The organism is Enterobacter cloacae complex sp. 382A5, assembly GCF_050031095.1.
GTDB classification, from domain to species: Bacteria; Pseudomonadota; Gammaproteobacteria; order Enterobacterales; family Enterobacteriaceae; genus Enterobacter; species Enterobacter cloacae.
Genome location: NZ_JBLGVK010000001.1, coordinates 1,933,573 through 1,959,734, shown reverse-complemented (window position 1 = coordinate 1,959,734; position 26,162 = coordinate 1,933,573). Strand labels below are relative to the sequence as shown.

The 26,162-nt window shown below is 55.3% G+C and carries 28 protein-coding genes and 2 tRNA genes; 14 read left to right on the top strand and 16 right to left on the bottom strand.

What is annotated here, in order from left to right; genetic code table 11:
* Nucleotides 1–20 precede the first annotated feature (20 nt).
* Together gloA and rnt are read left to right on the top strand one after the other, a co-directional pair.
* Complete coding sequence (gloA, locus tag ACQG2G_RS09320; protein ID WP_013096923.1) at nucleotides 21–428, top strand: lactoylglutathione lyase; 408 nt, start codon at nucleotides 21–23, stop codon at nucleotides 426–428.
* Between the two features lie 96 nt (nucleotides 429–524).
* On the top strand, nucleotides 525–1,175 hold the full coding sequence (gene rnt, locus ACQG2G_RS09315; protein WP_161670482.1) for a ribonuclease T: 651 nt from the start codon (nucleotides 525–527) through the stop codon (nucleotides 1,173–1,175).
* Nucleotides 1,176–1,218: 43 nt separating this feature from the next.
* On the opposite strand, the gene grxD is transcribed toward rnt, so the two are convergent.
* Entirely contained in the window at nucleotides 1,219–1,566 is a 348-nt protein-coding gene (grxD, locus tag ACQG2G_RS09310; protein WP_003832760.1) for a monothiol glutaredoxin 4, read from the bottom strand.
* 338 nt (nucleotides 1,567–1,904) lie between these two features.
* On the opposite strand from grxD, the gene ACQG2G_RS09305 reads away from it, so the two are divergent.
* On the top strand, nucleotides 1,905–2,678 hold the full coding sequence (locus ACQG2G_RS09305) for a C40 family peptidase (RefSeq protein ID WP_029882772.1): 774 nt from the start codon (nucleotides 1,905–1,907) through the stop codon (nucleotides 2,676–2,678).
* A 122-nt stretch (nucleotides 2,679–2,800) separates the two neighbouring features.
* Nucleotides 2,801–3,382, top strand: a complete 582-nt coding sequence (gene sodB / locus ACQG2G_RS09300; protein ID WP_038419209.1) for a superoxide dismutase [Fe] — start codon at nucleotides 2,801–2,803, stop codon at nucleotides 3,380–3,382.
* A gap of 35 nt (nucleotides 3,383–3,417) precedes the next feature.
* On the opposite strand, the gene ACQG2G_RS09295 is transcribed toward sodB, so the two are convergent.
* A complete protein-coding gene (locus ACQG2G_RS09295) occupies nucleotides 3,418–4,584 on the bottom strand; it encodes an MFS transporter (protein WP_038419208.1) in 1,167 nt (388 codons plus the stop codon).
* Between the two features lie 163 nt (nucleotides 4,585–4,747).
* The gene (locus ACQG2G_RS09290) at nucleotides 4,748–4,837 is read right to left on the bottom strand and encodes a YnhF family membrane protein (RefSeq protein WP_020688313.1); all 90 of its coding nucleotides are present in this window, start codon (nucleotides 4,835–4,837) and stop codon (nucleotides 4,748–4,750) included.
* Nucleotides 4,838–5,134: 297 nt separating this feature from the next.
* Between ACQG2G_RS09290 and purR the strand changes: the two genes are divergently transcribed.
* A complete protein-coding gene (purR, locus tag ACQG2G_RS09285; protein ID WP_013096929.1) occupies nucleotides 5,135–6,160 on the top strand; it encodes an HTH-type transcriptional repressor PurR in 1,026 nt (341 codons plus the stop codon).
* Nucleotides 6,161–6,176: 16 nt separating this feature from the next.
* Here the strand turns inward: purR and punR are convergent, their stop codons facing one another.
* Complete coding sequence (gene punR / locus ACQG2G_RS09280) at nucleotides 6,177–7,088, bottom strand: DNA-binding transcriptional activator PunR (RefSeq protein WP_061772604.1); 912 nt, start codon at nucleotides 7,086–7,088, stop codon at nucleotides 6,177–6,179.
* Nucleotides 7,089–7,203: 115 nt separating this feature from the next.
* Between punR and punC the strand changes: the two genes are divergently transcribed.
* Nucleotides 7,204–8,403 carry a purine nucleoside transporter PunC gene (gene punC, locus ACQG2G_RS09275; protein WP_058660877.1) on the top strand — a complete coding sequence of 400 codons (1,200 nt, stop codon included), beginning with the start codon at nucleotides 7,204–7,206 and terminating at the stop codon, nucleotides 8,401–8,403.
* A gap of 298 nt (nucleotides 8,404–8,701) precedes the next feature.
* Nucleotides 8,702–9,850, top strand: a complete 1,149-nt coding sequence (gene cfa, locus ACQG2G_RS09270; RefSeq protein WP_029882768.1) for a cyclopropane fatty acyl phospholipid synthase — start codon at nucleotides 8,702–8,704, stop codon at nucleotides 9,848–9,850.
* 31 nt (nucleotides 9,851–9,881) lie between these two features.
* Here cfa and ACQG2G_RS09265 read toward each other — a convergent pair whose 3' ends face one another.
* Nucleotides 9,882–10,523: a riboflavin synthase gene (locus tag ACQG2G_RS09265; protein ID WP_040023023.1), complete on the bottom strand. Its 642-nt coding sequence runs from the start codon at nucleotides 10,521–10,523 to the stop codon at nucleotides 9,882–9,884.
* A 226-nt stretch (nucleotides 10,524–10,749) separates the two neighbouring features.
* Here ACQG2G_RS09265 and mdtK point away from each other — a divergent pair, with 226 nt between their 5' ends.
* From mdtK to ACQG2G_RS09245, 4 genes are all read left to right on the top strand, one after another.
* Complete coding sequence (gene mdtK / locus ACQG2G_RS09260) at nucleotides 10,750–12,123, top strand: MdtK family multidrug efflux MATE transporter (protein WP_013096934.1); 1,374 nt, start codon at nucleotides 10,750–10,752, stop codon at nucleotides 12,121–12,123.
* 153 nt (nucleotides 12,124–12,276) lie between these two features.
* Nucleotides 12,277–12,353, top strand: a tRNA-Val gene (locus ACQG2G_RS09255).
* Between the two features lie 4 nt (nucleotides 12,354–12,357).
* A tRNA-Val gene (locus ACQG2G_RS09250) sits at nucleotides 12,358–12,434 on the top strand.
* A gap of 120 nt (nucleotides 12,435–12,554) precedes the next feature.
* The gene (locus tag ACQG2G_RS09245; RefSeq protein WP_102752632.1) at nucleotides 12,555–14,150 is read left to right on the top strand and encodes an FAD-NAD(P)-binding protein; all 1,596 of its coding nucleotides are present in this window, start codon (nucleotides 12,555–12,557) and stop codon (nucleotides 14,148–14,150) included.
* 25 nt (nucleotides 14,151–14,175) lie between these two features.
* On the opposite strand, the gene ACQG2G_RS09240 is transcribed toward ACQG2G_RS09245, so the two are convergent.
* On the bottom strand, nucleotides 14,176–14,811 hold the full coding sequence (locus ACQG2G_RS09240; protein WP_013096936.1) for a carbonic anhydrase: 636 nt from the start codon (nucleotides 14,809–14,811) through the stop codon (nucleotides 14,176–14,178).
* A gap of 72 nt (nucleotides 14,812–14,883) precedes the next feature.
* The gene (locus tag ACQG2G_RS09235; RefSeq protein ID WP_029883878.1) at nucleotides 14,884–15,666 is read right to left on the bottom strand and encodes an MBL fold metallo-hydrolase; all 783 of its coding nucleotides are present in this window, start codon (nucleotides 15,664–15,666) and stop codon (nucleotides 14,884–14,886) included.
* 125 nt (nucleotides 15,667–15,791) lie between these two features.
* Between ACQG2G_RS09235 and ACQG2G_RS09230 the strand changes: the two genes are divergently transcribed.
* Nucleotides 15,792–15,932: a hypothetical protein gene (locus ACQG2G_RS09230; RefSeq protein ID WP_013096938.1), complete on the top strand. Its 141-nt coding sequence runs from the start codon at nucleotides 15,792–15,794 to the stop codon at nucleotides 15,930–15,932.
* A gap of 37 nt (nucleotides 15,933–15,969) precedes the next feature.
* On the opposite strand, the gene ACQG2G_RS09225 is transcribed toward ACQG2G_RS09230, so the two are convergent.
* The 9 genes from ACQG2G_RS09225 to ACQG2G_RS09185 all read right to left on the bottom strand — a co-directional run bounded on the left by ACQG2G_RS09225 (nucleotide 15,970) and on the right by ACQG2G_RS09185 (nucleotide 23,221).
* A complete protein-coding gene (locus ACQG2G_RS09225) occupies nucleotides 15,970–16,449 on the bottom strand; it encodes a GlcG/HbpS family heme-binding protein (RefSeq protein ID WP_038419202.1) in 480 nt (159 codons plus the stop codon).
* 90 nt (nucleotides 16,450–16,539) lie between these two features.
* Nucleotides 16,540–17,151 carry a response regulator transcription factor gene (locus ACQG2G_RS09220; RefSeq protein WP_095907730.1) on the bottom strand — a complete coding sequence of 204 codons (612 nt, stop codon included), beginning with the start codon at nucleotides 17,149–17,151 and terminating at the stop codon, nucleotides 16,540–16,542.
* A complete protein-coding gene (locus tag ACQG2G_RS09215; RefSeq protein WP_095907729.1) occupies nucleotides 17,144–18,472 on the bottom strand; it encodes a sensor histidine kinase in 1,329 nt (442 codons plus the stop codon). The genes ACQG2G_RS09220 and ACQG2G_RS09215 overlap by 8 nt, the downstream gene beginning before the upstream one ends.
* Before the next feature lie 72 nt (nucleotides 18,473–18,544).
* Complete coding sequence (locus ACQG2G_RS09210; RefSeq protein ID WP_348595858.1) at nucleotides 18,545–19,951, bottom strand: DUF1996 domain-containing protein; 1,407 nt, start codon at nucleotides 19,949–19,951, stop codon at nucleotides 18,545–18,547.
* A gap of 144 nt (nucleotides 19,952–20,095) precedes the next feature.
* Complete coding sequence (locus ACQG2G_RS09205) at nucleotides 20,096–20,263, bottom strand: hypothetical protein (protein WP_249575861.1); 168 nt, start codon at nucleotides 20,261–20,263, stop codon at nucleotides 20,096–20,098.
* A 118-nt stretch (nucleotides 20,264–20,381) separates the two neighbouring features.
* Nucleotides 20,382–20,591 (bottom strand): fumarate hydratase FumD, encoded by a 210-nt coding sequence (fumD, locus tag ACQG2G_RS09200; protein ID WP_013096944.1) that lies wholly within the window; start codon nucleotides 20,589–20,591, stop codon nucleotides 20,382–20,384.
* A 109-nt stretch (nucleotides 20,592–20,700) separates the two neighbouring features.
* Nucleotides 20,701–21,513, bottom strand: coding sequence for a MetQ/NlpA family ABC transporter substrate-binding protein (locus ACQG2G_RS09195; RefSeq protein WP_013096945.1), 813 nt, complete (start codon nucleotides 21,511–21,513; stop codon nucleotides 20,701–20,703).
* 24 nt (nucleotides 21,514–21,537) lie between these two features.
* Entirely contained in the window at nucleotides 21,538–22,206 is a 669-nt protein-coding gene (locus tag ACQG2G_RS09190; protein ID WP_013096946.1) for a methionine ABC transporter permease, read from the bottom strand.
* Nucleotides 22,199–23,221, bottom strand: coding sequence for a methionine ABC transporter ATP-binding protein (locus tag ACQG2G_RS09185; RefSeq protein ID WP_020688322.1), 1,023 nt, complete (start codon nucleotides 23,219–23,221; stop codon nucleotides 22,199–22,201). The genes ACQG2G_RS09190 and ACQG2G_RS09185 overlap by 8 nt, the downstream gene beginning before the upstream one ends.
* 398 nt (nucleotides 23,222–23,619) lie before the next feature.
* Between ACQG2G_RS09185 and ACQG2G_RS09180 the strand changes: the two genes are divergently transcribed.
* Both ACQG2G_RS09180 and ACQG2G_RS09175 read left to right on the top strand, forming a co-directional pair.
* Nucleotides 23,620–24,990, top strand: a complete 1,371-nt coding sequence (locus ACQG2G_RS09180; protein WP_013096948.1) for a pyridoxal-phosphate dependent enzyme — start codon at nucleotides 23,620–23,622, stop codon at nucleotides 24,988–24,990.
* A gap of 10 nt (nucleotides 24,991–25,000) precedes the next feature.
* Complete coding sequence (locus ACQG2G_RS09175; RefSeq protein ID WP_348595859.1) at nucleotides 25,001–26,146, top strand: PLP-dependent aspartate aminotransferase family protein; 1,146 nt, start codon at nucleotides 25,001–25,003, stop codon at nucleotides 26,144–26,146.
* The last annotated feature ends 16 nt before the right edge of the window (nucleotides 26,147–26,162 follow it).

Sequence of the window (26,162 nt, the reverse complement as noted above, 5' to 3'; positions counted from 1 at the left end):
CATTGGTTAATGAGGAAATTATGCGCCTACTTCACACCATGCTGCGCGTTGGCGATCTGCAACGTTCCATCGATTTCTACACTAACGTACTGGGTATGAAGCTGCTGCGCACCAGCGAAAACCCGGAATACAAATACTCGCTGGCATTCGTGGGTTACGGCCCGGAAACGGATGAAGCGGTTATCGAGCTGACCTATAACTGGGGCGTCGACAGCTATGAGCTGGGCACGGCCTATGGCCACATCGCGCTGGAAGTGGACAACGCGGCAGAAGCCTGTGAACGCATTCGCAGCAACGGTGGCAACGTCACGCGTGAAGCGGGCCCGGTAAAAGGCGGCACCACCGTGATTGCGTTTGTTGAAGATCCAGACGGTTATAAAATCGAGCTGATTGAAGCCAAAGACGCCGGTCGCGGTCTGGGCAACTGATCCCTCAGGGCGCACTATGCGCCCGTTGTTTTACTGCATCCCACGCCAAAATTTGCCATAATGCGCTCTGCTTTTTTCCCCTTGTAAGAGACCCTGATGTCCGATAACGCTCAACTTACCGGTCTGTGCGACCGTTTTCGTGGTTTTTATCCTGTTGTCATTGATGTCGAAACAGCCGGATTTAACGCTAAAACCGATGCGCTGCTTGAAATTGCCGCCATCACGCTGAAGATGGATGAAGAGGGCTGGCTTACACCGGACACCACGCTGCATTTCCACGTTGAGCCCTTTGAAGGCGCAAACCTGCAGCCAGAGGCGCTGGCGTTTAATGGCATCGATCCGCATAACCCGCTGCGCGGTGCGGTGAGCGAATATGACGCGCTGCACGCCATTTTCAAAATGGTGCGTAAAGGCATGAAAGAGAGCAACTGCAGCCGCGCCATTATGGTGGCGCATAACGCCACGTTCGATCACAGCTTTACGATGGCCGCCGCCGAGCGAGCCTCTCTTAAGCGTAACCCCTTCCACCCGTTTGTGACCTTTGACACCGCCGCACTGAGTGGCCTGGCGCTGGGACAAACGGTCTTGTCAAAAGCCTGTATTACGGCCGGGATTGAGTTTGACGGCACGCAGGCGCACTCCGCGCTGTATGATACGGAGCGCACCGCAGAGCTGTTCTGTGAAATAGTCAACCGCTGGAAGCGTCTGGGCGGCTGGCCGCTGACGATGGGCGACAGCGAAGAATAAAAAAAGCGACCTCTTAAGGTCGCTTTTTTATTTGCGTAGAAAATTACTCTGCGTCCGGCTCTTCGGTTTTGTACTTCGCCGCCGTCTCTTTGATTAGCTGCTGCAGTTCGCCGCGCTGATACATTTCAATCAGGATATCGCAACCGCCAACCAGTTCACCGTCGACCCACAGCTGCGGGAACGTCGGCCAGTTCGCGTATTTTGGCAGCTCAGCGCGGATGTCCGGGTTTTGCAGGATATCAACGTAAGCAAAACGTTCACCACAGGCAGACAGCGCCTGAACCGCTTGCGCGGAGAAGCCACAGCTTGGCAGCTTCGGAGAACCTTTCATATACAGCAGAATTGGGTTTTCAGCGATCTGGCGCTGGATTTTTTCAATAGTGGTGCTCATGTCTTGCTTCCTTTAACTTCTGTTACGGCATTAGTCTGACATTGTAGCGGTTCAGACTGGCATCGGAAAATAACATTTTTGTCACGTATAGCTATTTTATCGCGAGTGGCGAAAAGTTGCATTGTAAATGGTGCTTAACCCTGCGGCAGGCAGGGTTTTGCTTAGGGCGTGAACAATTGTGCGACAAATCGATGAATTTTTTTGCACTTGCTAACGAAACAGGTTTTTAGATTGAAAAATGCTATTAACTTCTCGGGTTTTTATGGATTAGAATCGACGGGCTTTGTAAATCACACGCGGGTATTATTGATGACCTGCATTTATCAGGGGACTGCCCAGTGGCGCGGATAAATAAAATCTCGATCACGCTCTGTGCTTTACTGTTTACATCACTCTCTTTCACGCCAGCGGCAAACGCCTCTCAACAGGCGCGGCACTCTGCTGTGCAAAAAACGCATCTGGCAAAAACCACAGAACGTAAAAAAAAGACTACCAGTAAGAACGAAAAGAAAAAAACAACCGCTCAAACGAAAAAGACCGCCTCCAGCAAATCGAAATCAACATCTTCCCGCACTGCCCTCGCATCGAAACGTAAAGCCTCAAAAACTGCTGCCAACCTCGTAACGGAAAAATGCACCACGCGCAAAGGGCATAAAGCCAAATGCACGAAAGTGACAAAAATTGCCGACGCGCATAAGGTTCGGGTACAGAAAGCACAAAAAACGGCGATGAATAAGCTGATGGGGCAAATTGGCAAACCGTATCGCTGGGGTGGTACCTCTCCCCGCACCGGTTTTGACTGCAGCGGGCTGGTGTATTACGCCTATAAAGATCTGGTGAAATTCCGCATTCCGCGCACCGCCAATGAAATGTACCACCTGCGCGACGCCGCCCCTGTTAACCGTGGCGAGCTGCAAAATGGCGATCTGGTCTTCTTCCGCACCCAGGGTCGCGGTACGGCTGATCACGTCGGCGTGTATGTGGGTAACGGGAAGTTTATTCAGTCCCCACGAAGCGGTCAGGACATTCAGATCACCTCGCTTAGCGAAGACTACTGGGTGCGTCACTACGTCGGCGCACGCCGCGTCATGACGCCGAAAACCATCCGCTAAACCCTGCCCTGCCGTCACCACGGCAGGGTAAGTTCCTCTTTTGCATACCCTTTCAATTTGCTATCCTGTCCTTGTTGTCTGTGTGGTTATTGGCAACGCAAAATACAATAAGGAGAGAAGCAATGTCGTTCGAATTACCTGCACTACCGTATGCAAAAGACGCCCTGGCACCGCACATTTCTGCGGAAACCCTGGAATATCATTACGGCAAACATCACCAGACCTATGTCACCAACCTGAACAACCTGATCAAGGGCACCGATTTTGAAGGCAAAACGCTGGAAGAGATCGTCCGCAGTTCAGACGGTGGCGTATTCAACAACGCTGCTCAGGTGTGGAACCACACCTTCTACTGGCACTGCCTGGCACCAAATGCTGGCGGCGAGCCGACCGGTGAACTGGCTACTGCGATTAACGCCGCCTTTGGCAGCTTTGCGGAGTTCAAAGCGAAATTTACCGATGCCGCAATCAAAAACTTCGGTTCTGGCTGGACATGGCTGGTAAAAGAGGCCGATGGCAAACTGGCTATCGTCTCCACGTCTAACGCGGGTACACCACTGACCACCAGCGCGACACCGCTGATGACCGTGGATGTCTGGGAACACGCGTACTACATTGATTACCGTAACGCGCGTCCTAACTACCTGGAGCACTTCTGGGCACTGGTTAACTGGAACTTTGTGGCGAAGAACTTCGCCGCGTAAGAGAGACGCAGAAGGGTTTCCCCTTCTGCGTTTTTTTATTCGGCAGCACAGGCCGCTTCAGGCTGTTTACGACCCGACATCATCACTAACAGCAGGCCAAGCGCGGCAATAATGGCCCCCATCACCGGCACAAAGCTGTATCCCAGACCACCTGAAATCACAGCACCACCCGCTGCGGCACCGAGCGCATTGCCCAGGTTGAACGCGCCAATATTCACCGACGATGAAAGACCCGGCGCCTCATGCGCGACGCGCATTACGCGCATCTGCAGCGGCGGAACCACGGCAAAGGTGGCCGCACCCCAGACGACCATCGCAATGGCCGCGCCATACTCATTACGCGCCAGCCAGGGAATGGCAATCATGATGACAATCAGCAGGGTCAGAAAACCCTTCAGCGTTCCGCTCACGGAGCGGTCAGCAAATTTCCCGCCCAGATAGTTACCAATCGAGAAGCCCACGCCAATCAGCACCAGCATCGCGGTGATAAAGATCGGCGTCGCGTGAGTGATGTCATGCAGCACCGGCGAAATATAGGTGTAAAGGGTAAACATCGCCCCGGCACCCAGCACGGTGGTGAGCAGCGCAGAAAGGACCTGCGGACGCATCAGTACCGACAGCTCTTTACGTACCTCAGGACGCTCACCAGCGCTGCCTTTCGGCAGAGAGAAGAACAACGCCACCATCGCGACAACACCCAGTACGGCGGTTGCGAGGAACGACATACGCCAGCCAATGACCTCACCCAGCCAGGTGGCCGCAGGAACGCCGCCAATGTTGGCGATGGTCAGGCCCATAAACATGGTTGCCACGGCACTCGCCTGCTTGTGTTTGGGCACCACGCTTGCCGCCACCACCGACCCCAGCCCAAAGAAAGCGCCGTGGTTAAGGCTTGTCAGGATACGTGACAGCATCAGCGTGGTGTAATCAGGCGAAATGGCGGAGAGCACGTTGCCAAGGGTAAAGATAGCCATCAGGAAAATCAGCGCATTGCGGCGCGCTCGGTGGGAAAGCAACAGCGTCATCAGCGGTGCCCCTACCATCACACCAATGGCATAGGCGCTGATTAACATCCCGGCTGCAGGGATAGAGACGTCCACACCGCGGGCGATAACCGGTAAGAGTCCCATAGGGGAAAATTCAGTGGTGCCAATCCCAAAAGCGCCAATCGCCAGGGCCAGCAGGGGAAAATTGATTTTCATGCGTCAACTCCGGATGCCGTGTCATGTGGTGACACAGAACAAAGAAGCCGAAAGCATGACATCAATCACAAAAAATGAGAAGTTAACAAATTGGCAAAAGATTTTTGCCGGAGATGTAACAATGAGGGCAAGCGGGAGAGAGCGAACGCCCCCTCCGCGTAAATCAGTGCAGTGCAGCCGTCAGACCTGCAGCAACAATCAGCGCCAGCACAATAACGGTGGTGAACAGTGAAAACTTCAGATCGGAACTCATCAATTTTTCTCCTTTTAATCCCCCCACGAAAAGTGAGCTTGCTCATTTTTACACAATTTACGTCAAAAATCTTCCAGGATTTAAACGGATAACCACTTTAGCTCTTCCCCTTTTCATCAAGATAGGACAAAATTCCACGCTAAATTTATTAGCGTACCGGCCATTGACCCCCTCCTGACGTCCCGTGTCGTTTTCCTGGCGTGCCGCAATTCAAGATTGCGTGATAAGGGTGAGATAAGGCAAACGTTTACCTTCAAGGTTTTCAGGAGTTTAGGATATGGTCTGGAGTGACATTTAATGGCAACAATTAAAGACGTAGCAAAACGCGCAAACGTTTCCACTACAACCGTATCACATGTAATTAACAAAACCCGCTTCGTAGCGGAAGAGACGCGTAACGCCGTCTGGGCGGCAATCAAAGAGCTGCACTACTCGCCGAGTGCCGTTGCGCGTAGCCTTAAAGTTAATCACACCAAATCCATTGGTTTGCTGGCGACCAGCAGTGAAGCGGCCTATTTTGCCGAAATCATCGAAGCGGTTGAGAAAAACTGCTTCCAGAAAGGCTATACCCTTATCCTCGGCAACGCGTGGAACAATATTGAAAAACAGCGCGCCTATCTGTCGATGATGGCGCAAAAACGCGTGGATGGCCTTCTGGTGATGTGTTCCGAATACCCGGAATCTGTCCTTTCCATGCTGGAAGAGTATCGTCATATCCCAATGGTGGTGATGGACTGGGGCGAAGCGCGCGCCGACTTTACCGACTCCGTCATCGATAACGCCTTCGAAGGCGGTTATATGGCGGGCCGCTATCTGATTGAACGCGGTCACCGTGAAATTGGCGTGATCCCGGGGCCGCTCGAGCGCAACACCGGTGCTGGCCGTCTGGCCGGGTTTATGAAGGCGATGGAAGAAGCGCTGATCACCGTGCCGGAAAACTGGATCGTGCAGGGCGACTTTGAGCCGGAGTCTGGCTACCGCGCCATGCAGCAGATCGTTTCTCAGCCGCATCGTCCAACGGCGGTGTTCTGCGGCGGGGACATCATGGCGATGGGGGCCCTGTGTGCAGCCGATGAGCTGGGCCTGCGCGTGCCGCAGGATATTTCCGTGATCGGCTATGACAACGTGCGCAACGCGCGCTTCTTCACGCCTGCGCTGACCACCATCCACCAGCCGAAGGACTCCCTCGGTGAAACGGCCTTCAATATGCTGATGGACAGGATCGTCAACAAACGTGAAGAGTCGCAGTCCATTGAAGTTCACCCGCGCCTTATCGAGCGCCGTTCCGTTGCGGATGGTCCATTCCGCGACTACCGTCGTTAATCTCGTGTGGAGCCAGCTAAGCTGGCTCCCGTAGCCATTCCCGGTTAAGCGTTTCGCTGTCTCCCAGATAATCCAGTAGCCATGCCATGGCGGGCGACACATCATTTTGTTGCCACGTCAGGCAGCAGGCCGCATCCGGGAACGGATTCTCCAGCGTCAGCTCGACCCATTCACCGGTATCGATTCTCGGCTTAGCGAAATGGACGGGAACCATCGCGACGCACAGCCCGGCGCTGAGGCAGGTCGCGGAGGATTCCCAGTCCGGCGCTACCACCCGCCGCTGGTTATCAAGAAGCCAGGTAATACGTTTTGGCAACGAGCGCGAGGTATCCTCCAGCACCAGCGACGGCCAGTTGCGCAGCGTGTCGTCACTCAGCGGTCCCTCCAGGGCAGCCAGCGGATGATCGTGTGCCACGACGCATTTCCAGCTCAACATGCCCATATCGCGAAACGCATAGCGCCCCCCGACGGGGATCGCCTGGGTTGCGCCAATCGCCATCTCTGCCCTGCCGTCCGCCAGCGCGTCCCAGACCCCGTTGAATACCTCCTGCGAGACACGAAGTTCAACGTCTGAAAAATGGCGATAGAAATCCACGATCATCTGCCGGGTACGCTCCGGCTTAACGATATTGTCCACGGCGATGGAAAGATGTCCGCGCCAGCCGTTGGCGATCTGCTGGCACTGTTCGCGGGTGATCTGCATTTTTTTGATAATAGAACGCCCTTCTTTCAAAAACCACGCGCCAGCAGGCGTTAATTCCACATCGCGATGCCGCCGTTCGAACAGCGGAACCGCCAGCCACTCTTCAAGCTGCCGCACCGTGTAGCTGATAGCCGAAGGGACGCGGTGCAACTCCTGTGCCGCACCGCTAAAGCTGCCGTTACGCGCGACAGCATCCACCACTTCAAGAGAATAATCTGACCACATTTTCTGCCTGCAAAAAATTTGAATGCAACCGCCAAATATTAGCGTTTCACAACCCGCTTTGCACTCCCTACACTCTGCGCCAGTGTCTACCTGCCTCCTCAAGGAGAATAAAACAATGCAACCCAGGAATGGATTTTTAGTCTGGCTCGGCGGTTTGAGCGTGCTGGGCTTTTTGGCCACCGATATGTACCTGCCCGCGTTTGCGGCGATGCAGGAAGATCTGCAAACGCCAGCCGCGGCCATCAGCGCCAGCCTGAGTTTGTTCCTCGCCGGATTTGCCATCGCACAGCTGCTCTGGGGCCCGCTCTCCGATCGCTTCGGGCGTAAACCGGTGTTGTTGCTGGGCCTGGCCATTTTTGCCGTAGGCTGTCTGGGAATGTTGTGGGTACGCGATGCGACCTGGCTGCTGGTGCTGCGCTTTGTGCAGGCCGTCGGCGTCTGTGCCGCGGCGGTAACCTGGCAGGCTCTCGTGACCGACTACTACCCGGCCAACCGTACCAACCGAATTTTCGCCACCATTATGCCGCTGGTTGGCCTGTCACCCGCCCTCGCTCCCCTGCTGGGCAGCTGGATCCTCGCGCACTTTGACTGGCAGGCCATTTTTGCCACGCTGTTTGCCATCACCCTGGTACTGATGCTGCCAGCGTTTGCCCTCAAGCCCGCGCATAAAAAAGAGGCGCATGCTGACGCTAAACCGATCACGTTCCTCTTCCTGCTGAGCGCCAAAGCGTATCGTGGTAACGTCCTGGTCTATGCCGCCTGCTCGGCGAGCTTCTTCGCCTGGCTCACCGGCTCGCCGTTTATTCTGCACGATATGGGATACAGCCCGGCCGCCATTGGCCTGAGCTATGTCCCACAGACCATCGCCTTCCTGCTGGGCGGATATGGCTGCCGTGCGGCGCTGCAGAAATGGGAAGGCCAGCAGATGCTGCCCTGGCTGCTGGCGCTGTTTGCTTTGAGCGTGGGCGCCACCTGGGCCGTTGGGTTTATTCCAGGCGTCGGTCTGGCGGAAATTTTGATTCCGTTCTGCGTGATGGCGGTGGCTAACGGTGCCATTTATCCTATCGTGGTCGCACAGGCGTTACGTCCTTTCCCGCAGGCGACAGGACGCGCCGCGGCGCTGCAAAATACCCTGCAGCTCGGCCTGTGCTTCCTGGCAAGCCTGGTGGTGTCAGCGCTGATTGCCACCCCGCTGTTAACTACCACCAGCGTGATGCTGGTCACCGTTGCGCTGGCAGTAATGGGTTATCGCATGCAATCCGCCGCACAGCGCGAGCTTGAGAACCATGCTCAGGCGGAGACGTCGCACGCGTAATCACTGGGGAAAATATGTAACATTTCAGTGATTAGGTTGCTAAGAATTTTCTATTGAATCACCAAATTTTGAGGCCTATACTAAATTTGGTTCGATTAAATACGATAAATATTAAGTGTTAACGGGAGCCGGAGTGCTCCCGTTTTACCATGGAAGGCATTTCGGCAAGGGTTATCTCCCTTCCTCTGTTCTACGTCGGATACTAGCCTCGCGGTATTTACCGTGAGATTTCTCACAAACCATAAAAAGCGTCTACGCTGTTTGAAGGTTCTGATCACAGTAAGGTGATGGAGAAGCTATGAGTTCATCGTGTATAGAAGAAGTCAGCGTTCCGGACGATAACTGGTCCCGGATCGTCAGTGAACTGTTAGGTCGTGCAGGCATCACTATCAACGGATCTTCACCCTCCGATCCGCAGGTCAAACATCCCGATTTTTTTAAACGCGTGCTGCGCGAGGGATCGTTAGGGCTGGGCGAAAGCTATATGGATGGCTGGTGGGATTGCGAGCGGCTGGATATTTTCTTTGCCAGCGTGTTGCGCGCCGGTCTGGAGAACCAGCTTCCCCGCAATATAAAAGATACGTTGCGCGTCGCCTCCGCCCGTTTGTTCAATCTGCAAAGCAAAAAGCGGGCGTGGATCGTGGGCAAAGAGCACTACGACCTCGGTAACGATTTGTTCAGCCGCATGCTGGATCCCTTCATGCAATACTCCTGCGCCTACTGGAAAAAGGCGACAACCCTCGAAGAAGCCCAGCAGGATAAATTACGTCTGATTAGCGAGAAACTGCAGCTGCAGCCCGGCATGCGTGTGCTGGATATCGGCTGCGGCTGGGGCGGTCTGGCGTATTTTATGGCGAAGCACTACGGCGTCAGCGTGGTCGGCGTAACCATTTCAGCCGAACAGCAAAAAATGGCCCGGGAGCGCTGTCAGGGTCTCGATGTTGATATCCGTCTGCAGGATTACCGCGACCTCAACGAGCAGTTTGATCGCATTGTTTCCGTGGGCATGTTTGAGCACGTGGGGCCGAAAAATTACGACACCTATTTTGAGGTGGTGGATCGTAATTTAAAACCCGACGGCATCTTCCTGCTGCACACCATAGGCTCTAAGCGCACGGACAATAACGTTGACCCGTGGATCAATAAATACATCTTTCCGAATGGCTGTTTGCCTTCCGTTCGCCAGATTGCCAACGCCAGCGAAAGCCACTTCATTATGGAAGACTGGCATAACTTTGGCGCGGATTACGACACCACGCTTATGGCGTGGCATGAACGTTTCCAGCAAGCGTGGCCTGATATTGCAGACAACTATTCTGAACGATTTAAACGGATGTTCAGCTATTATCTGAATGCCTGCGCAGGTGCGTTCCGCGCGCGTGATATTCAGCTCTGGCAGGTGGTCTTTAGTCGCGGGATTGAACACGGCTTACGTGTGCCGCGCTAAAAAATAACCCCGGGTATCCGGGGTTATTTTTTTATTCTTCTTCGGTGGCCTTTATTATGGCCGCCTCTTTCGCCGCCAGCACACGCTCGACGGTATCCACGACCGCCTGGGTTTGCGGATCGATTTCGATATTCACACGCTGCCCCAGTTTTTTCGCCCCCAGCGTCGTACGCTGCAGCGTTTCCGGAATTAAATGCACGCAAAAACGCGTCGGCGTCACTTCTCCGACCGTCAGGCTAATCCCATCAATACCAATAAATCCTTTATACAGGATGTATTTCATTAATGACGGATCCTGCACTTTAAACCAGATTTGACGGTTATTTTCAGAGGTGACAATTTTCGCCACTTCGGCGGTGGTCATGATATGGCCCGACATCAGGTGGCCGCCAATTTCATCGCTGAACTTCGCCGCACGCTCTACGTTTACGGTATCGCCCACCACCAGTTCGCCCAGGTTGGTGATACGCAGCGTTTCTTTCATTAAATCAAAGCTAATCTGGTTGCCATGAATTTCGGTCACCGTCAGGCAGCAGCCGTTATGCGCAACCGAGGCACCGGTTTCGATGCCATCCAGCATATATTCTGGCAGCTCAACGACGTGAGTACGGAAATTAGGTTTTTCATCAATGGACACCACTTTAGCGGTGCCCTGCACAATACCAGTAAACATGCTTACAACTCCTGTATTTTCCGGACGGTGGTGACACCGTTTAATCCCACCACAATAACAGTTGGAAATACAGGTTGCCAGAGCAGCGCATTTTCTGGCGATTTTTTCACTAGATTAATAGCTAAAGCCCGCTACAATAGCTGGCACCCCCTCTGCTTTTTCTTCTTGCTGCCAGTTACGGCGGCTTTTTTAGTCTCTCATATAACTACAAAATAAAGGTGTTCACGTGCAGAAGTACATGAATGAAGCGCGGCAGTTATTGGCACTGGCTATCCCGGTGATCATCGCGCAGGTGGCCCAGACCGCAATGGGATTTGTGGATACGGTGATGGCCGGTGGCTACAGCGCCACCGATATGGCCGCCGTGGCAATCGGAACCTCTATCTGGCTTCCGGCCATTCTCTTCGGTCACGGCCTGCTGCTGGCACTCACGCCGGTTATCGCCCAGCTGAATGGTTCCGGCCGACGTGAACGTATCGCCCATCAGGTGCGCCAGGGCTTTTGGCTAGCTGGATTTGTCTCCGTGCTGATTATGATCGTGCTCTGGAACGCCGGGCATATCATTCGCGCCATGCATAATATCGACCCGGCTCTGGCAGACAAGGCCGTGGGGTATCTGCGCGCCCTGCTCTGGGGTGTCCCGGGTTATCTCTTCTTCCAGGTGGCGCGTAACCAGTGCGAAGGCCTGGCAAAAACCAAGCCGGGGATGGTCATGGGCTTTATCGGTTTACTGGTCAACATTCCGGTGAACTATATCTTTATTTACGGCCATTTTGGTATGCCGGAGCTTGGCGGCGTAGGCTGCGGCGTGGCAACAGCGGCGGTATACTGGGTGATGTTCTTTAGCATACTTACCTTTGTTAAACACGCCCGCTCCCTGCGTGATATCCGTAATGAGCGTTCATTCAGCACGCCGGACTGGCACATTATGATGCGTCTGGTACAGCTGGGGCTGCCCATTGCACTGGCACTGTTCTTCGAAGTGACTCTGTTTGCCGTGGTCGCCCTGCTGGTCTCGCCGTTGGGCATTGTGAACGTGGCCGGACACCAGATTGCGCTGAACTTCAGCTCGCTGATGTTCGTCCTGCCGATGTCGCTGGCGGCCGCGGTCACCATCCGCGTCGGCTTCCGTCTGGGGCAAGGTTCAACTCTTGATGCACAAACGGCTGCGCGCACCGGGCTGGGCGTGGGTGTCTGTATGGCGGTCTGCACCGCGCTTTTCACCGTCGCACTGCGGGAGCAAATTGCCCTGCTCTATAATGACAACCCGGAAGTGGTGATGCTGGCATCGCATCTGATGCTGCTGGCAGCGGTATACCAGATCTCTGACTCCATCCAGGTGATCGGCAGCGGCGTACTGCGTGGTTATAAAGATACCCGCTCCATCTTCTTTATTACCTTCATCGCCTACTGGGTGTTGGGTCTGCCGAGCGGTTACATTCTCGCGCTCACCGATCTGGTGGTGGATCGTATGGGGCCCGCGGGGTTCTGGATCGGCTTTATCATCGGTCTGACCTCTGCGGCTATCATGATGATGCTGCGTATGCGCTTCCTGCAGCGTCAGCCATCCACGGTAATTTTGCAACGCGCCGCACGTTAAATACACAGTAGCCGCCTGCTGGCGGCTACTTTCTCTTCACTTTGCGCGGTAATGAAGCAATCGCGTGAAATCAGAGAGAAAAATGCATTTTGCCTCTTGCCACTGCGGTGCTGTGCCGCTAATATTCGTCCCCGTTGTCACCGACAACACGTTGCGTTCATAGCTCAGTTGGTTAGAGCACCACCTTGACATGGTGGGGGTCGTTGGTTCGAGTCCAATTGAACGCACCATTCTGCGTCCGTAGCTCAGTTGGTTAGAGCACCACCTTGACATGGTGGGGGTCGGTGGTTCGAGTCCACTCGGACGCACCATTTCAGTCCTGAAATGGTGCAAATCCTCTTCTTGTAGTCTGAATAATCCCAATCGCCTGATTTTTTACGCTTTCTCCTGCTACGCTTTTCATATGACAAAAAAAAGCAGGAACAGTGTCGATGAAAAAAATCGCCATTATCGGCTCCGGCCCCACAGGGATTTACACCTTTTACGCGCTCCTGAAGCATAAAACGCCACTGGCCGTTTCCATTTTCGAAAAAGCCGAGGAAGCGGGCGTGGGCATGCCCTATCGAATTGATGAAAACTCGCGTCTGATGCTGGCGAATATTGCCAGCATTGAAATCCCACCCGTTTTTATGACCTACCTCGACTGGTTAAAAGAACAGAGTGCAGCCCATCTCGCCCGCTATCACGTCGATAAAGCTTCCCTGCACGACCGGCAGTTTCTGCCCCGGATCCTGCTGGGGGAATATTTTCGCGACAGTTTTCTGAGAGTGGTCAAAGAGGCCCGCAGGCTGGGATTTCAGGTCGATATCCATGAATCCGCCGAGGTGACGGATATCGCCACCGACAAAGACGGCGTTACGCTTTCGGTAAATAACAGCCGCTTACCTGAACGCTTCAACCTTGCCGTCATCGCCACCGGCCACGTCTGGCCTGATGAGGATGAGGCCACGCGCACCTTCTTCCCAAGCCCCTGGTCCGGGTTGATGGACGCCGATATCCCAGCCTGTCGGGTGGGGATTATGGGGACCTCATTAAGCGGACTGGACGCCGCCATGGCGGTTGTTATGCAGCATGGCGCCTTTGTTGATGACAAATTCGTTCTGGATAAAGGCAGCGAGGCGTTAAAAATAGTCCTCATGTCCCGGACAGGCATTCTGCCTGAGGCCGATTTTTACTGCCCTATTCCTTACGAGCCGCTGTCGGTATTAACTGAATTTGTCGTTGAGAATGAAATCGCCAAAGGGTCTGACGGCCTGCTGGATCGTATTTTTGCCCTGATGGTAAAAGAGCTGGAACTCGCCGACCCGACATGGTGTGAGAAAATCGGGCTGCGCGCCCTGGATGCGGACACCCTTCGCGATGCCTGGTTTGAGGACCGTAAACAGCATGGCCCGTTTAGCTGGGCAGAAGCCAATCTGAATGAGGTCGAACGCAACAAACGTGAGCGGCGAACGGTGCCCTGGCGCTACACCGTGCTTCGGTTGCACGAGGTGGTTCAGGAGATCGTGCCGCATCTTAATGAGCCGGACCGGGAACGTTTCAAACAGGGACTGGCGCGGGTGTTTATCGACAACTACGCCGCCATTCCACCGCAGTCTATCCGTCGGCTGCTTGCGCTGCGCGAGGCCGGGATCATCAGCGTTGTCGCATTAGGTAATGATTACACGCTGGATGTCGGTCGCGCCCAGACGGCGATCGCGACTGAAGACAACACCTATCTCTTTGACGTGTTTATTGATGCCCGTGGGCAAAAACCGCTGAAAACAGAGGATCTGCCTTTCCCGACACTGCGCAAACAGCTGCAGGCGACAGGCGACGAGATCCCTGATATTGGCGAGGATTACACGCTTAAAGCACCAGAAACGGTGCGCGGGAGAATCGCGTTTGGCGCGATACCGTGGCTGATGCACGATCATCCCTTCGTTCAGGGACTGGCCGAGTGTGCGGAGATTGCCGGGTCGATGGCGAAAGCGGCGGAAAAACCCGCTTCTGGGTTACGCAGGAGATTGCCGTATTTCGATAGCTGACAGGGCTTCCATGCCCTGACCGTCATTATTCGAAGAACACTTCCGGGTTCTCTGACAGAGAAACGAAGGTTTTCGTCGCTTTATCCAGCGCACGAATTTCACCGCTCTCAATGTCATACACCCAACCGTGCAGGCGAAGGGCGTTATTGCGCAGACCCACAGCAACGGATGGATGGGTCTTGATGTTGCTCAGCTGCGCAAAGACGTTCTCCTGCACCATTGCATTCACTTTGTCGATCGGCTGATCCCAGCTTTTCTTCTCCACCACCGCTTTAGCGGCATCAGAATAACGCAGCCAGTGGGAGACGGCAGGCATCGGCTCGAGGTTCGCGTTATCCGCAATCGCCTTCATCGCCCCACAGTTGGAGTGACCGCAAATCACAATATCCGTCACGCCAAGCGCCACAACGGCATATTCGATGGTTGCGGAGACACCGCCCGGCTCTGGCCCGAACGGCGGCACAATGTTGCCAGCATTTCGAATGACAAAGAGCTGTCCTGGCTCTTGCTGAGTGACCAGTTCTGGTACCAGTCGGCTGTCGGAGCATGAGATGAACAGCGCTTTGGGATTCTGGCTGGACGCTAAACTGCGGAAGAGCTCTTTACGTTGCGGGAAAATCTCTTTTTGAAAGTTGAGGAAACCTTCAATGATATGTTGCATAGCAATTTCTCTTTTATCTGTTGTTGTTTAGGTATGATCGGGATCACACTCGTGAAGTTTACCCATCGTGCTTTACCTGAGACAAGCAATATATTTCTGGCCCGACCGCTGCACAATCTCGTCCGCGTTTGCCGGGATGTTTTGTCCCTCAAAGGCACCGTACAGGCGGGCAAATTTTTTGCCTTCCAGAAGTCCGGTAATCCGCTCAACGGTGCGGGCTGGCAGGGGCAGCATATTCGGGTAGCTCCACATAAACGAAACGGCGTCTTTTCCGGGCGTGACCTGTAGAATATCCCCCGCCAGCAATACGCCTTCGCCCTCCTGCCAGTGCAGCACCGTGCCGCCTGCAAAATGTCCCCCCAGACGCAGCAAGGTGACCGACGGGAATAGTTCCAGCGCATCCCCTTCCCAGAACTGAATGGCAGGACTGCCGCGCATGACCCACTCTCTGTCGCTGGCGTGCAGGTACACCGGTGCATTAAATACCGCAGCCCAGGTCTGCATGGTGGTGTAATAGTGTGGGTGCGAGATCGCAATCGCGCTGATGCCGCCGAGCGCAGTAATGAGCGTTTTGGTTGCCGGGTCGAGGTTGGCAATACAGTCCCAGAGAATATTGCCGTGCGGGGTACGCAAAAGCAGCGCGCGCTGGTTAATCGCAAAGGCAGGCACCGTTTTGATACTCAACAGCTGTGGCTCCAGTTGCTGCCATTTGTTGCTGTGGGTGGAAGTCACGGTAGCAAAGTCAATCCACGCCTGGCCGCTGTGCGGAACATACTGGCGTTCATCCTCGCAAATCGGGCATGTTTCCGGCGTGGTGTCATACGCAGTACCGCAGGTTTTGCAGAGTGTCATCATATGCATTCCTCAGCCATAAAGCAGAGAGTATGGCAGGGATTGTCCATATGTGCTGCGAGGTACATTGCTGGCCTTTTTTGCCCTATACTGTGCCAGTATCAAAAACTGAACAAAGCAGGTGCCACATGGAAATTGATCTCGAAAACCTGGTCTTTAATGGACTGGATGAAGCAGAAGAGCGTAATGCGGAACGTCTGGACGACGCAGATAAAAAAGCCCAGGCGATTGTTGCGGATGACGACTGCGGCGATGCCTGCAAGATCTGATGAAAAAGCACCGGTTAACCCGGTGCTTTTTTTTATGTTACTTTTTCAGCCCGTCAATGGCCGCCTGCGCGCAGGCTTCATCAAGATGACCACCCGGCGCACCGCCGATGCCAATCGCCCCGATCACCTCATCGCCCTCTTTCACCGGCAGGCCGCCCGCCAGCAGCAGGAAGCCCGGAATATCACGCATGTTTTGCGCGCCAGCGTTGCTCTGCGCCGCTTCCATCACTTTGCCTGAGGCATTCTTTGCGCTGAGCGCCGTCCAGGCTTTCATTTCGCTGGCTTTAACCGTATGAGGACCGGCATTGTCCGTACGCTGCACGGCTTTCACCACGCCCGCACGGTCAACCACGGTGACCGTCACCTGATAATTCTTTGCCGTACACGCCTGAATGGCGGACGTGGCCAGCGCATTCGCCTGCGCCAGCGAGAGACTCTTTTGGTTTAACGTATCGGCCTGTGCCGTCAGACTTACGCTACCTGCGGCCAGTGCCGCAACCATCAATAATTTTTTCATCGCACTTCCTCGTGTGTTGGGATACGTGGCAGAGCGTACCCCGCCGGGCGATGAAACATAATTCGGTTGAATACGCACTCAACCTGGTAGTTATACGGATTGCAATTTATCGTATTCGCGTATTGCCTGAACCAGACTGCCGACGCCAAGCTTGGTAAACGCCGCCGCGCGGTGCGCTTCCACCGTCCGTGGCGAAAGGTTCAGCCGGGCGGCCACCTCTTTGTTGCTGAGCCCTTTCATCAACTCCCCCAGCACCTCATGCTCCCGCGCGGTTAATTGTGCGAAGCGCGCTTTCACCCGGGAGGTTTCCTGCCAGCCGGCAAACCGGCGCTGACTCTCCTCAAAGGCTAATCCTACCGTTTCAATAAGCTTATCGGCATCCAGCGGCTTGGTGAAAAACTCAAACACGCCGTTACGAAATGCCCGACGACAGGCATCTACGGTCCCGTGCCCGGTCATGATGATCACCGGCAGCAGGGGCCAGGGCCATCTCCCCTCCTCAAGCCAGGTGAGTCCGCCTTTGCCCGGCATCCGCATATCCAGCAGCATGCAGCCTACCAGCTCCGCGTCCCGTGCATGGGCCGCGGTAAAGGCATCAACGCTTTCAAACGTCCTGACCGGCCACCCCATGCCCGAAAGCAAAAACGCCATCGACTCTCTGATGGATTCATCATCATCAATCAGCCAGATTGTGTTATCCAACCGTAGCCTCCTTTCCGTTTGCCAGTTGTAGCCGGATCTCTGCCCCGCCCTGCGGTACATTGCCCAGCGTAATCGATCCATTCATACGCGTCATTAATGATTCCGTTAAGGTCATTCCCAGGCCAATGCCCTCTTCCCGGCCGGTGTAAAACGGCATGAAGGCATTCTGTAACGCCTCCGGGCTGAAGCCAGGCCCGCCATCCGTCACGGTAATCTGAATGCCGCTCTCGGTTTTGTGGCTTTCAATCTTTACCCAGCCAGCAGGACTCGCCTGTTGGGCCTGAATCGCATTGCTGAGCAGATTATGTAGCACCTGCTCCAGCCAGAGCGGGTCGGCCAGCACGGTGGTGGCCCCGGGGGCAAACGCATGGCTGACCGAGATATGCTCAGCCCTGCGCTCATGCTCAAGTAAGTTCACCACCTGTAGCCAGCATGCTGCCAGATCGGTTTCCCGCAGGGTGACTTTCTCCTTCACAACGTGCTCGCGAAAACGGGTTAATAATGCGCTAATACGCTGCGTTTGCGTCAGCGCAGCCGACAGCGCCTGCGACACGGCCTGGCCGTTTTCCTGCTGTAACTGACGCTGCGCGCCCTGGATCCACGTCTGGACGGCGGTCAGCGGCTGGTTTATCTCATGCACAATACCGGCGGTGATCTCCCCCAGGGTATTGAGCCTGGCGTGCTGGTAATAGCGCGCCCTTTGCTCGGCGTCTTTACGTGCTTTACGCTGCCAGAGCACCACGCTTGCCAGCGCAATCACTATCCCCCAGCCGATAAACAGTAAGGGGTAAACAGACCAGGAGACGCCAAACCAGTCCGGCCGGGAATCCGCTTCAAGCGTAAAAGGTTGCGTATGTTGCGGGAAGGTGCGTTGCCAGTGCCAGAATGCGTCAGAGGGCCGTTCTTCTCCGGTCGGTATGAAGCGGATCCCCAGATGGGTAAACGGATGATGCGCATTCAGAATCGGGCCGAGATCCACCCGCACGCGGATCTGACGCCAGGGGTTATAAAGCCAGTACTGCATCTCGTGGGCAGGCTCCACCCGCGCCGCATCCAGTGGGCGTCCCGTCGTTTTTTCCAGGGCGAGCAGATGGGGGAATTTTTTGCGCAAGGCGGCAATGTCTTCATCGCCATTCAGAAGCGGTAAGACCGATTCATTTTGCGTCAGGACCGCGCTTAATTCGGAAAATAACGCCGAGAACTCACGGTCTCGTTCCCAGAACTGACGGCGAATTTGTTCGGCGTAGAGCAGTACGCCGCTGAGTGTGCACGCTATCGCCCAAAGAACGATAGCGCGTTTCATCATGCTGTTGGTGGACATTGCGTTAACAGGGGCAGTGGCGAATGCCGAGACCTTACCAGCTAACCCTGTTAAGAACAAAAAAACGTGGGGTCAGACCTCCGGCGTATGTTTAAAGCCAGCCAGCATGAGCATTAACCCGTCTGGTGATGAGGCTGGTTCAAACTGATAATGATTCCCCTGGCGATCGCCACCGATATACCACGAGATCTCGGTTTTCCCTTCCGCCAGCGCCTTACGCACGGCTTTATCCACGTCGACCATCCGGTATTCACGAACATGGTTCAGATAAAGCACGGCATCGGAACGGTAATTACAGGCCGGACGCGACGACCACTTCACGGTCGCAGGATCCCAGTCATTACTGGCCGGATAAAAGAAAATCTGATCGGCCCCATTGTTTTCTACCTTCCCACCGAAAATACGGACGCGGTATTTAAACAAGGACGGATCCTGCCCGGCGGGCAGCGGCGGGATATGGAATTTTACCAGGCTTAGCGTCTCGCTGTTTTTTGTGCGTCCACCGTTCTGCCAGTTATCCTCTACCAGTAACACCTGCGGTGAAGGCTGAGTGATGTTCGGTTCAAGACTGCTGAGCCAGACATTGGCCTTCGCCATAGAATAACCATAGGGCACGGTTGAACCACAATCCATACCGCGGTTCATGCAGCGTTCGGTCATAAAGCGGGCGGCATCGTCCGTCCAGCCGTTCATGAAATCGGCATGCGCCGTGTAGAGGCTACCCCAGCGTTCTTCACGTTCAGCCCCCTGCATCACCGGATCGAGCGACAGTTGCGCCTGACGGGTGTCCAGGCGGGTAATACCATGCAGCACGTAAGCCACATTCATATTAACCGTTGGAATTTTTACCGGGAACGCGCTCGGGCACTGGCCGTTAACGTCATACGCCGCATTGGCCAGACCGTGGTCGGGCTTCAGATTCACGCCGTCCCAGCAGTTCGGAAATTGAATGCCAATATTAAACTGGACGGCATCGTTAGCTTTACGTAGCCCGCACACCTCGCCGATTTTGCTGCTATAGCCATTTCCGTTCGCGCATAAAAAGCTGATATGGGGGTTGGGCGTGCTGCCGTGATGATCCCCGGCGAGCAGCGACAGCCCGGCCGGGAACGGGTGCAAGGGATAGGCATCAACCTTCGAGGCTTGATAATAGGTTTTTTGGTAGGCTGGTTTGACTACCGTTCCGTCGGGTAATCTCAGAGAAGGCGCCCAGTAGGCAGAGCCGTCGGCCTTGTTATCACAGGTCGTCTCTTCATGCTGGCGCAAGGTTTCCCGGGTTGAAAAGGCATCGGTATGGGTATTGCCAAAGAAATCGTGCCACATGGCCTGGTTGGGCATACCAAACATCATGATGGCGTCATCGCCGAGGGTGTGGGAGTAACTGCAGACCACATGCGCCTGTGGCCCGGCATGGGCCGCCTGCATGGCAATCAGTAACGCGGTGGCTAAAAGGGCGGGCGTGAATACAGTCCGTTTCATCTTCATCTCCATCTGTGAAAGGAGATATTGGTAACAAAACGGCCTGCGTTAACCGAGGATTTCCCAGCGTATTTTTCCGCTCATCCACGCTTTACAGCGTCGATGCACAGCTCATTCCAGTACATTTCGCGCGTGCGGCGCAGTTCAGCGTGACGTTTTATCATGGAACCACTCCGGGTCAATGTTGGCCACGTCCACGCCATACAGACTGGCGACAGGTAGTATCGACTCAAGAACACGTTGCGCGCTGTTCTCCGCATTCGCGGGCCGGCCCGCAAAAAACCGCCGTAACGTGCTTATCCACTTTTTCATCGTCTTTACCCCTCTCGCTTTACCTGACTTCAGTAAAACACGCCTCCATCAGGAAGGGGAAATAACAATAACGACAGTTGATATGCAGGATTTGAGTAACTCGCGAAACGCTGGTGCCTTACCCGGCCAGCGCCTTCACCACCGTTTCCATCGCCTGGGTTGTTAATTCGCTGCGTTTTACGCGCTGGTTCGCCAGCGCCGTACGCAGTACCCCGGCAATCACGATATGCTTGGGCTCCTGCCCTAAGTCACGCATCTCCAGAACGACTTTCCCTACCACCCGACACATCTCCTGGTACAGCTCTTCGTCTTTGGTCACATTGCCCATGGCGCTCCACTCCGTTGCCCTAAACCGTCAGCTTAAATGATCCCTCGCCCGGATACAAAAAAGAAGCCCGGCGAGAAACTCACCGGGCTTCCTAAGCTAAATCAGTTAATTAGTTATTTACCGGGATCACCGCGCCTTTGTACTTGGTGCGGATCCAGTCCTGAATCTCTTTGGAGTGCAGCACGTTCACCAGCGCAACGATATCTTTCTTCTTCTCGTCACCGCGATGCACGGTAATGATATTGGCATACGGGTTGTTTTCACCGCTCTCAACTGCAATCGGGTCGTGAACCGGATCCAGACCGGCGTCAATCGCGTAGTTGGCGTTGATCACAACCGCCGCGCCTTCATCGTTGTTATACATCTGCGGCAGCAGAGACGCTTCCACGTTAGGGGTGAACTGCAGCTTTTTCGGGTTCTCCACGATGTCGCTGATGCGCGCGGTCACTTTGTCGATGCCAGGCTTCAGCTTGATCACCCCTTCTTTTTCGAAGATAGAGAGAATACGCCCCTCTTCAGAAACGGCATCACGCATGATGATTTTGCCGCCTTCCGGCAGGTCTTTCAGCGACTTGTATTTTTTGGAGTAGATGCCGATGGGCTCGATGTGGATCGCGCCTGCGCTGACAAAATCATAGTCCTTATCGCCTTCGTGATCTTTCAGCACGCTGTTCAGGTAAGGGATGTGCTGGAAGTAGTTCGCGTCAATGTCATGACCCGCCAGGGCAGTGTTGGGCAGAATGTAGTCCTGGAACGGTTTGATCTCCAGGTCGATACCCTGCTTCGCCAGAATCGGCTTTGCCTGCTCGAGAATTTCAGCATGTGGCGTATTCGACGCGCCCACGGTGAGGGTGTCAGCCCATGAGGCAAAGCTCAGGGCGCTGAGGGTTGCTGCGGCGATCAGTGTCAGTGTCTTTTTCATGATGATGGTTCCTGTGTGTATTTATTAGCGTTTATCTAACAGTGAGGTAATGATGTCGCCGCAGAACTGGATAACAAAAACGATGATCAAAATGGTCACCGTTGCCACCAGCGTGACGTCACCATGGTTGCGCTGGAATCCTTCCAGATAAGCCAGATTTCCCAACCCACCGGCGCCAATCACCCCGGCCATTGCGCTGTAGCTCACCAGCGCAATCAGCGTCACCGTAATACCAGAAACCAGTGCGGGTGATGATTCCGGCAGTAAAACCCGAAACACTAAGGTGCTCAGTCGTGCCCCCATTGAGCGCGTTGCTTCTATGACCCCTTTGTCCACTTCGCGCAGGGCGATCTCCACCAGGCGGGCGTAGAACGGTGCGGCGCCCACAATCAGGGCAGGCAGTGCCGCGTTAGCTCCCAGGATGGTGCCAACAACGGTCTTGGTGAACGGGATCAGCAAAACAATCAGAATGATGAACGGGATAGAGCGGAACACGTTCACCACAATTGAAATGACGCTATAGACCGTGCGGTTGTGGAACAATCCGCCGCGGGCGGTTAAAAACAGCGCCAGACCCAGTACGATCCCCAGCACAAAGGTCGCCACACCGGAGAGCGCGGTCATGTACAGCGTCTCAAGCGTTGCCGCCCAGAGCTGATCCCACTTCAGATGCGGAAAGAGATTCTCAGCCATGTTTAATCACCTCGCCTTCAATATCGCTGTGCTTCAGGTCGGCGAGGATATTGTTCAGTTGTTCATCGGATGCCACCACGTGTACCCACAGTTGGCCAAACACGCCGTGCGCCGTCTGGGTCATTTTTCCGTGCAGAATGTTAAACGGCAGGCCGTAGCGCAGCGTCAATTCACCCACAATCGGTTTATGTGTGCTGTGCCCGGTGAAGGTCAGACGGATGACCGTCCCTTCCAGATCGTTTGCCAGCTCGGTATTAAAGGTCTCTTCCTCGGCGTACTGGCTCACCTGGCGGACAAACTGCTGCGTAATCGGCTGCTGCGGATGGGTAAAAACGCTCAGCACGTCGCCCTCTTCCACCACTTTACCGTTCTCCATCACCGCCACCCGGTCACAGATTTTGCGCACCACGTGCATCTCGTGGGTGATGAGGACGATGGTCAGCCTGAAACGACGGTTTATGTCCAGCAGCAGATCGAGGATCTGATCGGTGGTCTGTGGGTCGAGCGCAGAGGTGGCTTCGTCACAGAGCAGCACGTCCGGGTTGTTCGCCAGCGCACGCGCAATGCCCACGCGCTGCTTTTGCCCGCCGCTCAGCTGCGACGGATACGCATTTTCACGGCCTTTCAGCCCGACCAGTTCCACCAGCTCGGCCACGCGGGCCTGAATCCTGGCCTTTGGCACCCCGGCGATCTGCATCGAAAAGGCAATGTTTTCCGCTACCGTTCGCGACCACAGCAGGTTGAAGTGCTGGAACACCATGCTGATCTTCAGACGCGCCTGTCGCAGCGCTTCCCCCTTTGCGGCAGAAATGTCCTGACCGTTAATGGTCACGCTGCCGCTGCTCGGTTTTTCCAGGCCATTTAACAGGCGGATAAGCGTACTTTTCCCCGCGCCGCTGTAGCCAATAATGCCGTATATCTGCCCCTGCTCAATCGTCAGATTGACGTTATCAACGGCCGTGAGCGCCACCTTGCCGTTGTCAAAGACCTTCGAAATATTGCTGAGAACAATCATTCTTATTCGTTATCCGTCCGCCCTGGCGGTTTAGAAGTATGGATGTCCAAACGATAGTAATCAGCCGTTACTTGCTTTTAAATGAACAAAAAAGCATGTGTTATAACCAGAGGGAATAAACACTGCCTGTCGCGGGCGGGACCCGTTTAGACCATTTTCAGCAATGTTTATCTGCACGATGCATATGTCAGGGGCGACCCACGCCAAAAACGCGCATTTTTTCAACATATTCTGTTGATATAGCCATCCTCACATCCGGAGCACTTTACGTCTTGCTATCCTGACATCCAAAAACACCATTTATATTCTTTTCTGTTCTAAAAAGCAGAGATTCGTTCTTTCTTGCGAAATTTTCACCGCCCTATCATTCCGTCATGACCTCCTGAAAGGAAAAACCCATGACGATTTACCACTCCGTCACTGAACTGATTGGCCAAACACCGGTTATCCAGCTGCATAAACTGGACACCGGCCTCTGCTCGCTGTTTCTGAAACTGGAGAACCAGAACCCGGGTGGTTCTATAAAGGACCGCGTGGCGCTGTCGATGATTAATGAAGCGGAGCGCACCGGCCAGCTGCAGCCGGGCGGCACGATTATTGAGGCCACGGCGGGGAATACCGGCCTGGGTCTGGCCCTGATCGCCGCCCAGAAAGGCTATTCGCTGATCCTGGTGGTACCGGACAAAATGAGCCGCGAGAAAATCTTCCACCTTCGCGCGCTGGGTGCCCAGGTGGTACTGACGCGTTCGGACGTCAATAAGGGCCATCCCGCCTATTACCAGGATTACGCCCGGCGTCTGGCGAGTGAACTGCCCGGCGCGTTTTACATCGACCAGTTCAACAACGAAGCCAATCCGCTGGCGCACCGTACCACCACCGCGCCGGAGCTGTTTGAACAGCTTAACGGCAGGATCGACGCCATCGTGGTGGGCGTGGGGTCAGGCGGCACGCTGGGTGGCCTGCAGGCGTGGTTCGCCGAACACTCGCCGCACACGGAGTTTGTCCTCGCAGACCCGGCAGGATCGGTTCTGGCCGACCAGGTGGAAACCGGACGCTACCGCGACGCGGGCTCCTGGCTGGTTGAGGGAATTGGCGAAGACTTTATTCCGCCACTGGCCCACATTGACGGGGTGAATCGCGCCTGGCGCATCACCGACCGCGACGCGTTCGCCACCGCGCGCGAGCTGCTGAAAACGGAAGGCATTCTGGCTGGCTCCTCCAGCGGAACCCTGCTGGCAGCCGCGCTGAAGTATTGCCAGGCACAGACCACGCCGAAACGCGTGGTGACCTTCGCCTGCGACAGCGGCAACAAATACCTCTCAAAGATGTTCAACGATGACTGGATGCGCCAGCAGGGGCTGATGTCTCGCCCGCAGGCAGGCGATCTCTCCGACTACATTGCGCTGCGCCACGACGAGGGCGCCACCGTCACCGCCGCCCCGGACGACACGCTTTCCACCGTACTGGCACGCATGCGCCTGTATGACATCTCGCAGCTGCCGGTGCTGGAGAACGGCAAGGTGGTGGGCATTATTGATGAGTGGGATCTACTGCGCCACATTGGCGGCGACGGGGCTCGCTTTGCCCTCCCCGTCACGGCGGCCATGACGCAACAGGTGGAGATTCTTGATAAGCACGCGCCGGAAAGCGCCCTGCACGCCATCTTCGACCGCGGTCTGGTGGCGGTGATTAATGACAATGACCGTTTTCTGGGTCTGATCACCCGCAGCGATCTCCTCACCGCCTGGCGCAACCGTCTACAGCAATAAGGAAACAAAAATGAAAAATCTCGCCACGCTCAGCGTACACAGCGGCCAGGTTAACGATCAACACGGCGCGGTCATGCCGCCCATTTACGCCACCTCGACGTTTGCGCAACCGTCGCCGGGGGAGCATACCGGCTACGAATATTCCCGTAGCGGCAATCCTACCCGCCATGCGCTGGAAACCGCCATCGCCGAACTGGAAGGCGGCACGCGCGGCTATGCTTTTGCTTCCGGTCTGGCCGCCATTTCCACCGTACTGGAGCTGCTGGATAAAGACAGCCATATCGTCGCCATTGATGACGTGTATGGCGGCACCTACCGTCTGATTGAAAACGTGCGTAAGCGCAGCACCGGGCTGCGGGTCAGCTGGGTAAAGCCCGACGATCTGGCCGCGCTGGAAGCCGCCATTGACCCCCAAACGCGCATGATCTGGGTGGAGACGCCGACTAACCCGCTGCTGAAACTGGCCGACCTGGCAGCCATCGGGGCCATTGCCCGCCGCCATAACGTGATAAGCGTGGCGGATAACACCTTCGCCTCCCCGGTCATTCACCGTCCGCTGGAGCTGGGTTTTGATATCGTAGTGCACTCCGCCACTAAATACCTGAACGGCCATTCCGACGTGGTAGCCGGGCTGGCTGTGGTGGGCGATAACCCGGCGCTGGCGGAACGGTTGGGGTATCTGCAAAACGCCATCGGCGGCGTGCTCGATCCCTTCAGCAGTTTTCTGACGCTGCGCGGAATGCGTACCCTGGCTCTGCGGATGGAAAAGCACAGCAGCAACGCGCTGGCGATTGCGCAATGGCTTGCGCAGCAGCCGCAGGTTGAAAAGGTCTTCTATCCGGGGCTGGATTCGCACCCGCACTATCAGCTCGCCCGCAGGCAAATGGCGCTGCCGGGCGGGATGATTTCCGTCGTGGTGAAAGGCGATGCGCAACGTGCGACGGAGGTGATCCGCAAGCTGAAGCTGTTCACCCTCGCAGAAAGTCTCGGCGGTGTGGAAAGCCTGGTGAGTCAGCCCTACAGCATGACTCACGCCTCTATTCCGCGCGAGCAGCGTCTGGCTAACGGCATTGTGCCGCAGTTGATCCGCCTGTCCGTGGGGATCGAAGAGGCAGACGATCTGATTGCCGATCTGAGTCAGGCGCTGGAAAAATAAGCAAACGGCGGCAGGC

What these genes read in the sequence shown, in the direction of transcription:
- ACQG2G_RS09175 (WP_348595859.1), top strand. Translation starts at nt 25,001, where the DNA reads ATGAAAAATCTCGCCACGCTCAGCGTACACAGCGGCCAGGTTAACGAT.
- ACQG2G_RS09185 (WP_020688322.1), bottom strand. Translation starts at nt 23,221, where the DNA reads ATGATTGTTCTCAGCAATATTTCGAAGGTCTTTGACAACGGCAAGGTG.
- cfa (WP_029882768.1), top strand. Translation starts at nt 8,702, where the DNA reads ATGAGTTCATCGTGTATAGAAGAAGTCAGCGTTCCGGACGATAACTGG.
- ACQG2G_RS09245 (WP_102752632.1), top strand. Translation starts at nt 12,555, where the DNA reads ATGAAAAAAATCGCCATTATCGGCTCCGGCCCCACAGGGATTTACACC.
- ACQG2G_RS09295 (WP_038419208.1), bottom strand. Translation starts at nt 4,584, where the DNA reads ATGAAAATCAATTTTCCCCTGCTGGCCCTGGCGATTGGCGCTTTTGGG.
- ACQG2G_RS09265 (WP_040023023.1), bottom strand. Translation starts at nt 10,523, where the DNA reads ATGTTTACTGGTATTGTGCAGGGCACCGCTAAAGTGGTGTCCATTGAT.
- ACQG2G_RS09235 (WP_029883878.1), bottom strand. Translation starts at nt 15,666, where the DNA reads ATGATGACACTCTGCAAAACCTGCGGTACTGCGTATGACACCACGCCG.
- ACQG2G_RS09290 (WP_020688313.1), bottom strand. Translation starts at nt 4,837, where the DNA reads ATGAGTTCCGATCTGAAGTTTTCACTGTTCACCACCGTTATTGTGCTG.
- purR (WP_013096929.1), top strand. Translation starts at nt 5,135, where the DNA reads ATGGCAACAATTAAAGACGTAGCAAAACGCGCAAACGTTTCCACTACA.
- ACQG2G_RS09215 (WP_095907729.1), bottom strand. Translation starts at nt 18,472, where the DNA reads ATGTCCACCAACAGCATGATGAAACGCGCTATCGTTCTTTGGGCGATA.
- sodB (WP_038419209.1), top strand. Translation starts at nt 2,801, where the DNA reads ATGTCGTTCGAATTACCTGCACTACCGTATGCAAAAGACGCCCTGGCA.
- punR (WP_061772604.1), bottom strand. Translation starts at nt 7,088, where the DNA reads ATGTGGTCAGATTATTCTCTTGAAGTGGTGGATGCTGTCGCGCGTAAC.
- rnt (WP_161670482.1), top strand. Translation starts at nt 525, where the DNA reads ATGTCCGATAACGCTCAACTTACCGGTCTGTGCGACCGTTTTCGTGGT.
- ACQG2G_RS09240 (WP_013096936.1), bottom strand. Translation starts at nt 14,811, where the DNA reads ATGCAACATATCATTGAAGGTTTCCTCAACTTTCAAAAAGAGATTTTC.
- ACQG2G_RS09230 (WP_013096938.1), top strand. Translation starts at nt 15,792, where the DNA reads ATGGAAATTGATCTCGAAAACCTGGTCTTTAATGGACTGGATGAAGCA.
- ACQG2G_RS09205 (WP_249575861.1), bottom strand. Translation starts at nt 20,263, where the DNA reads ATGAAAAAGTGGATAAGCACGTTACGGCGGTTTTTTGCGGGCCGGCCC.
- punC (WP_058660877.1), top strand. Translation starts at nt 7,204, where the DNA reads ATGCAACCCAGGAATGGATTTTTAGTCTGGCTCGGCGGTTTGAGCGTG.
- ACQG2G_RS09225 (WP_038419202.1), bottom strand. Translation starts at nt 16,449, where the DNA reads ATGAAAAAATTATTGATGGTTGCGGCACTGGCCGCAGGTAGCGTAAGT.
- ACQG2G_RS09210 (WP_348595858.1), bottom strand. Translation starts at nt 19,951, where the DNA reads ATGAAACGGACTGTATTCACGCCCGCCCTTTTAGCCACCGCGTTACTG.
- ACQG2G_RS09195 (WP_013096945.1), bottom strand. Translation starts at nt 21,513, where the DNA reads ATGAAAAAGACACTGACACTGATCGCCGCAGCAACCCTCAGCGCCCTG.
- fumD (WP_013096944.1), bottom strand. Translation starts at nt 20,591, where the DNA reads ATGGGCAATGTGACCAAAGACGAAGAGCTGTACCAGGAGATGTGTCGG.
- ACQG2G_RS09190 (WP_013096946.1), bottom strand. Translation starts at nt 22,206, where the DNA reads ATGGCTGAGAATCTCTTTCCGCATCTGAAGTGGGATCAGCTCTGGGCG.
- gloA (WP_013096923.1), top strand. Translation starts at nt 21, where the DNA reads ATGCGCCTACTTCACACCATGCTGCGCGTTGGCGATCTGCAACGTTCC.
- grxD (WP_003832760.1), bottom strand. Translation starts at nt 1,566, where the DNA reads ATGAGCACCACTATTGAAAAAATCCAGCGCCAGATCGCTGAAAACCCA.
- ACQG2G_RS09180 (WP_013096948.1), top strand. Translation starts at nt 23,620, where the DNA reads ATGACGATTTACCACTCCGTCACTGAACTGATTGGCCAAACACCGGTT.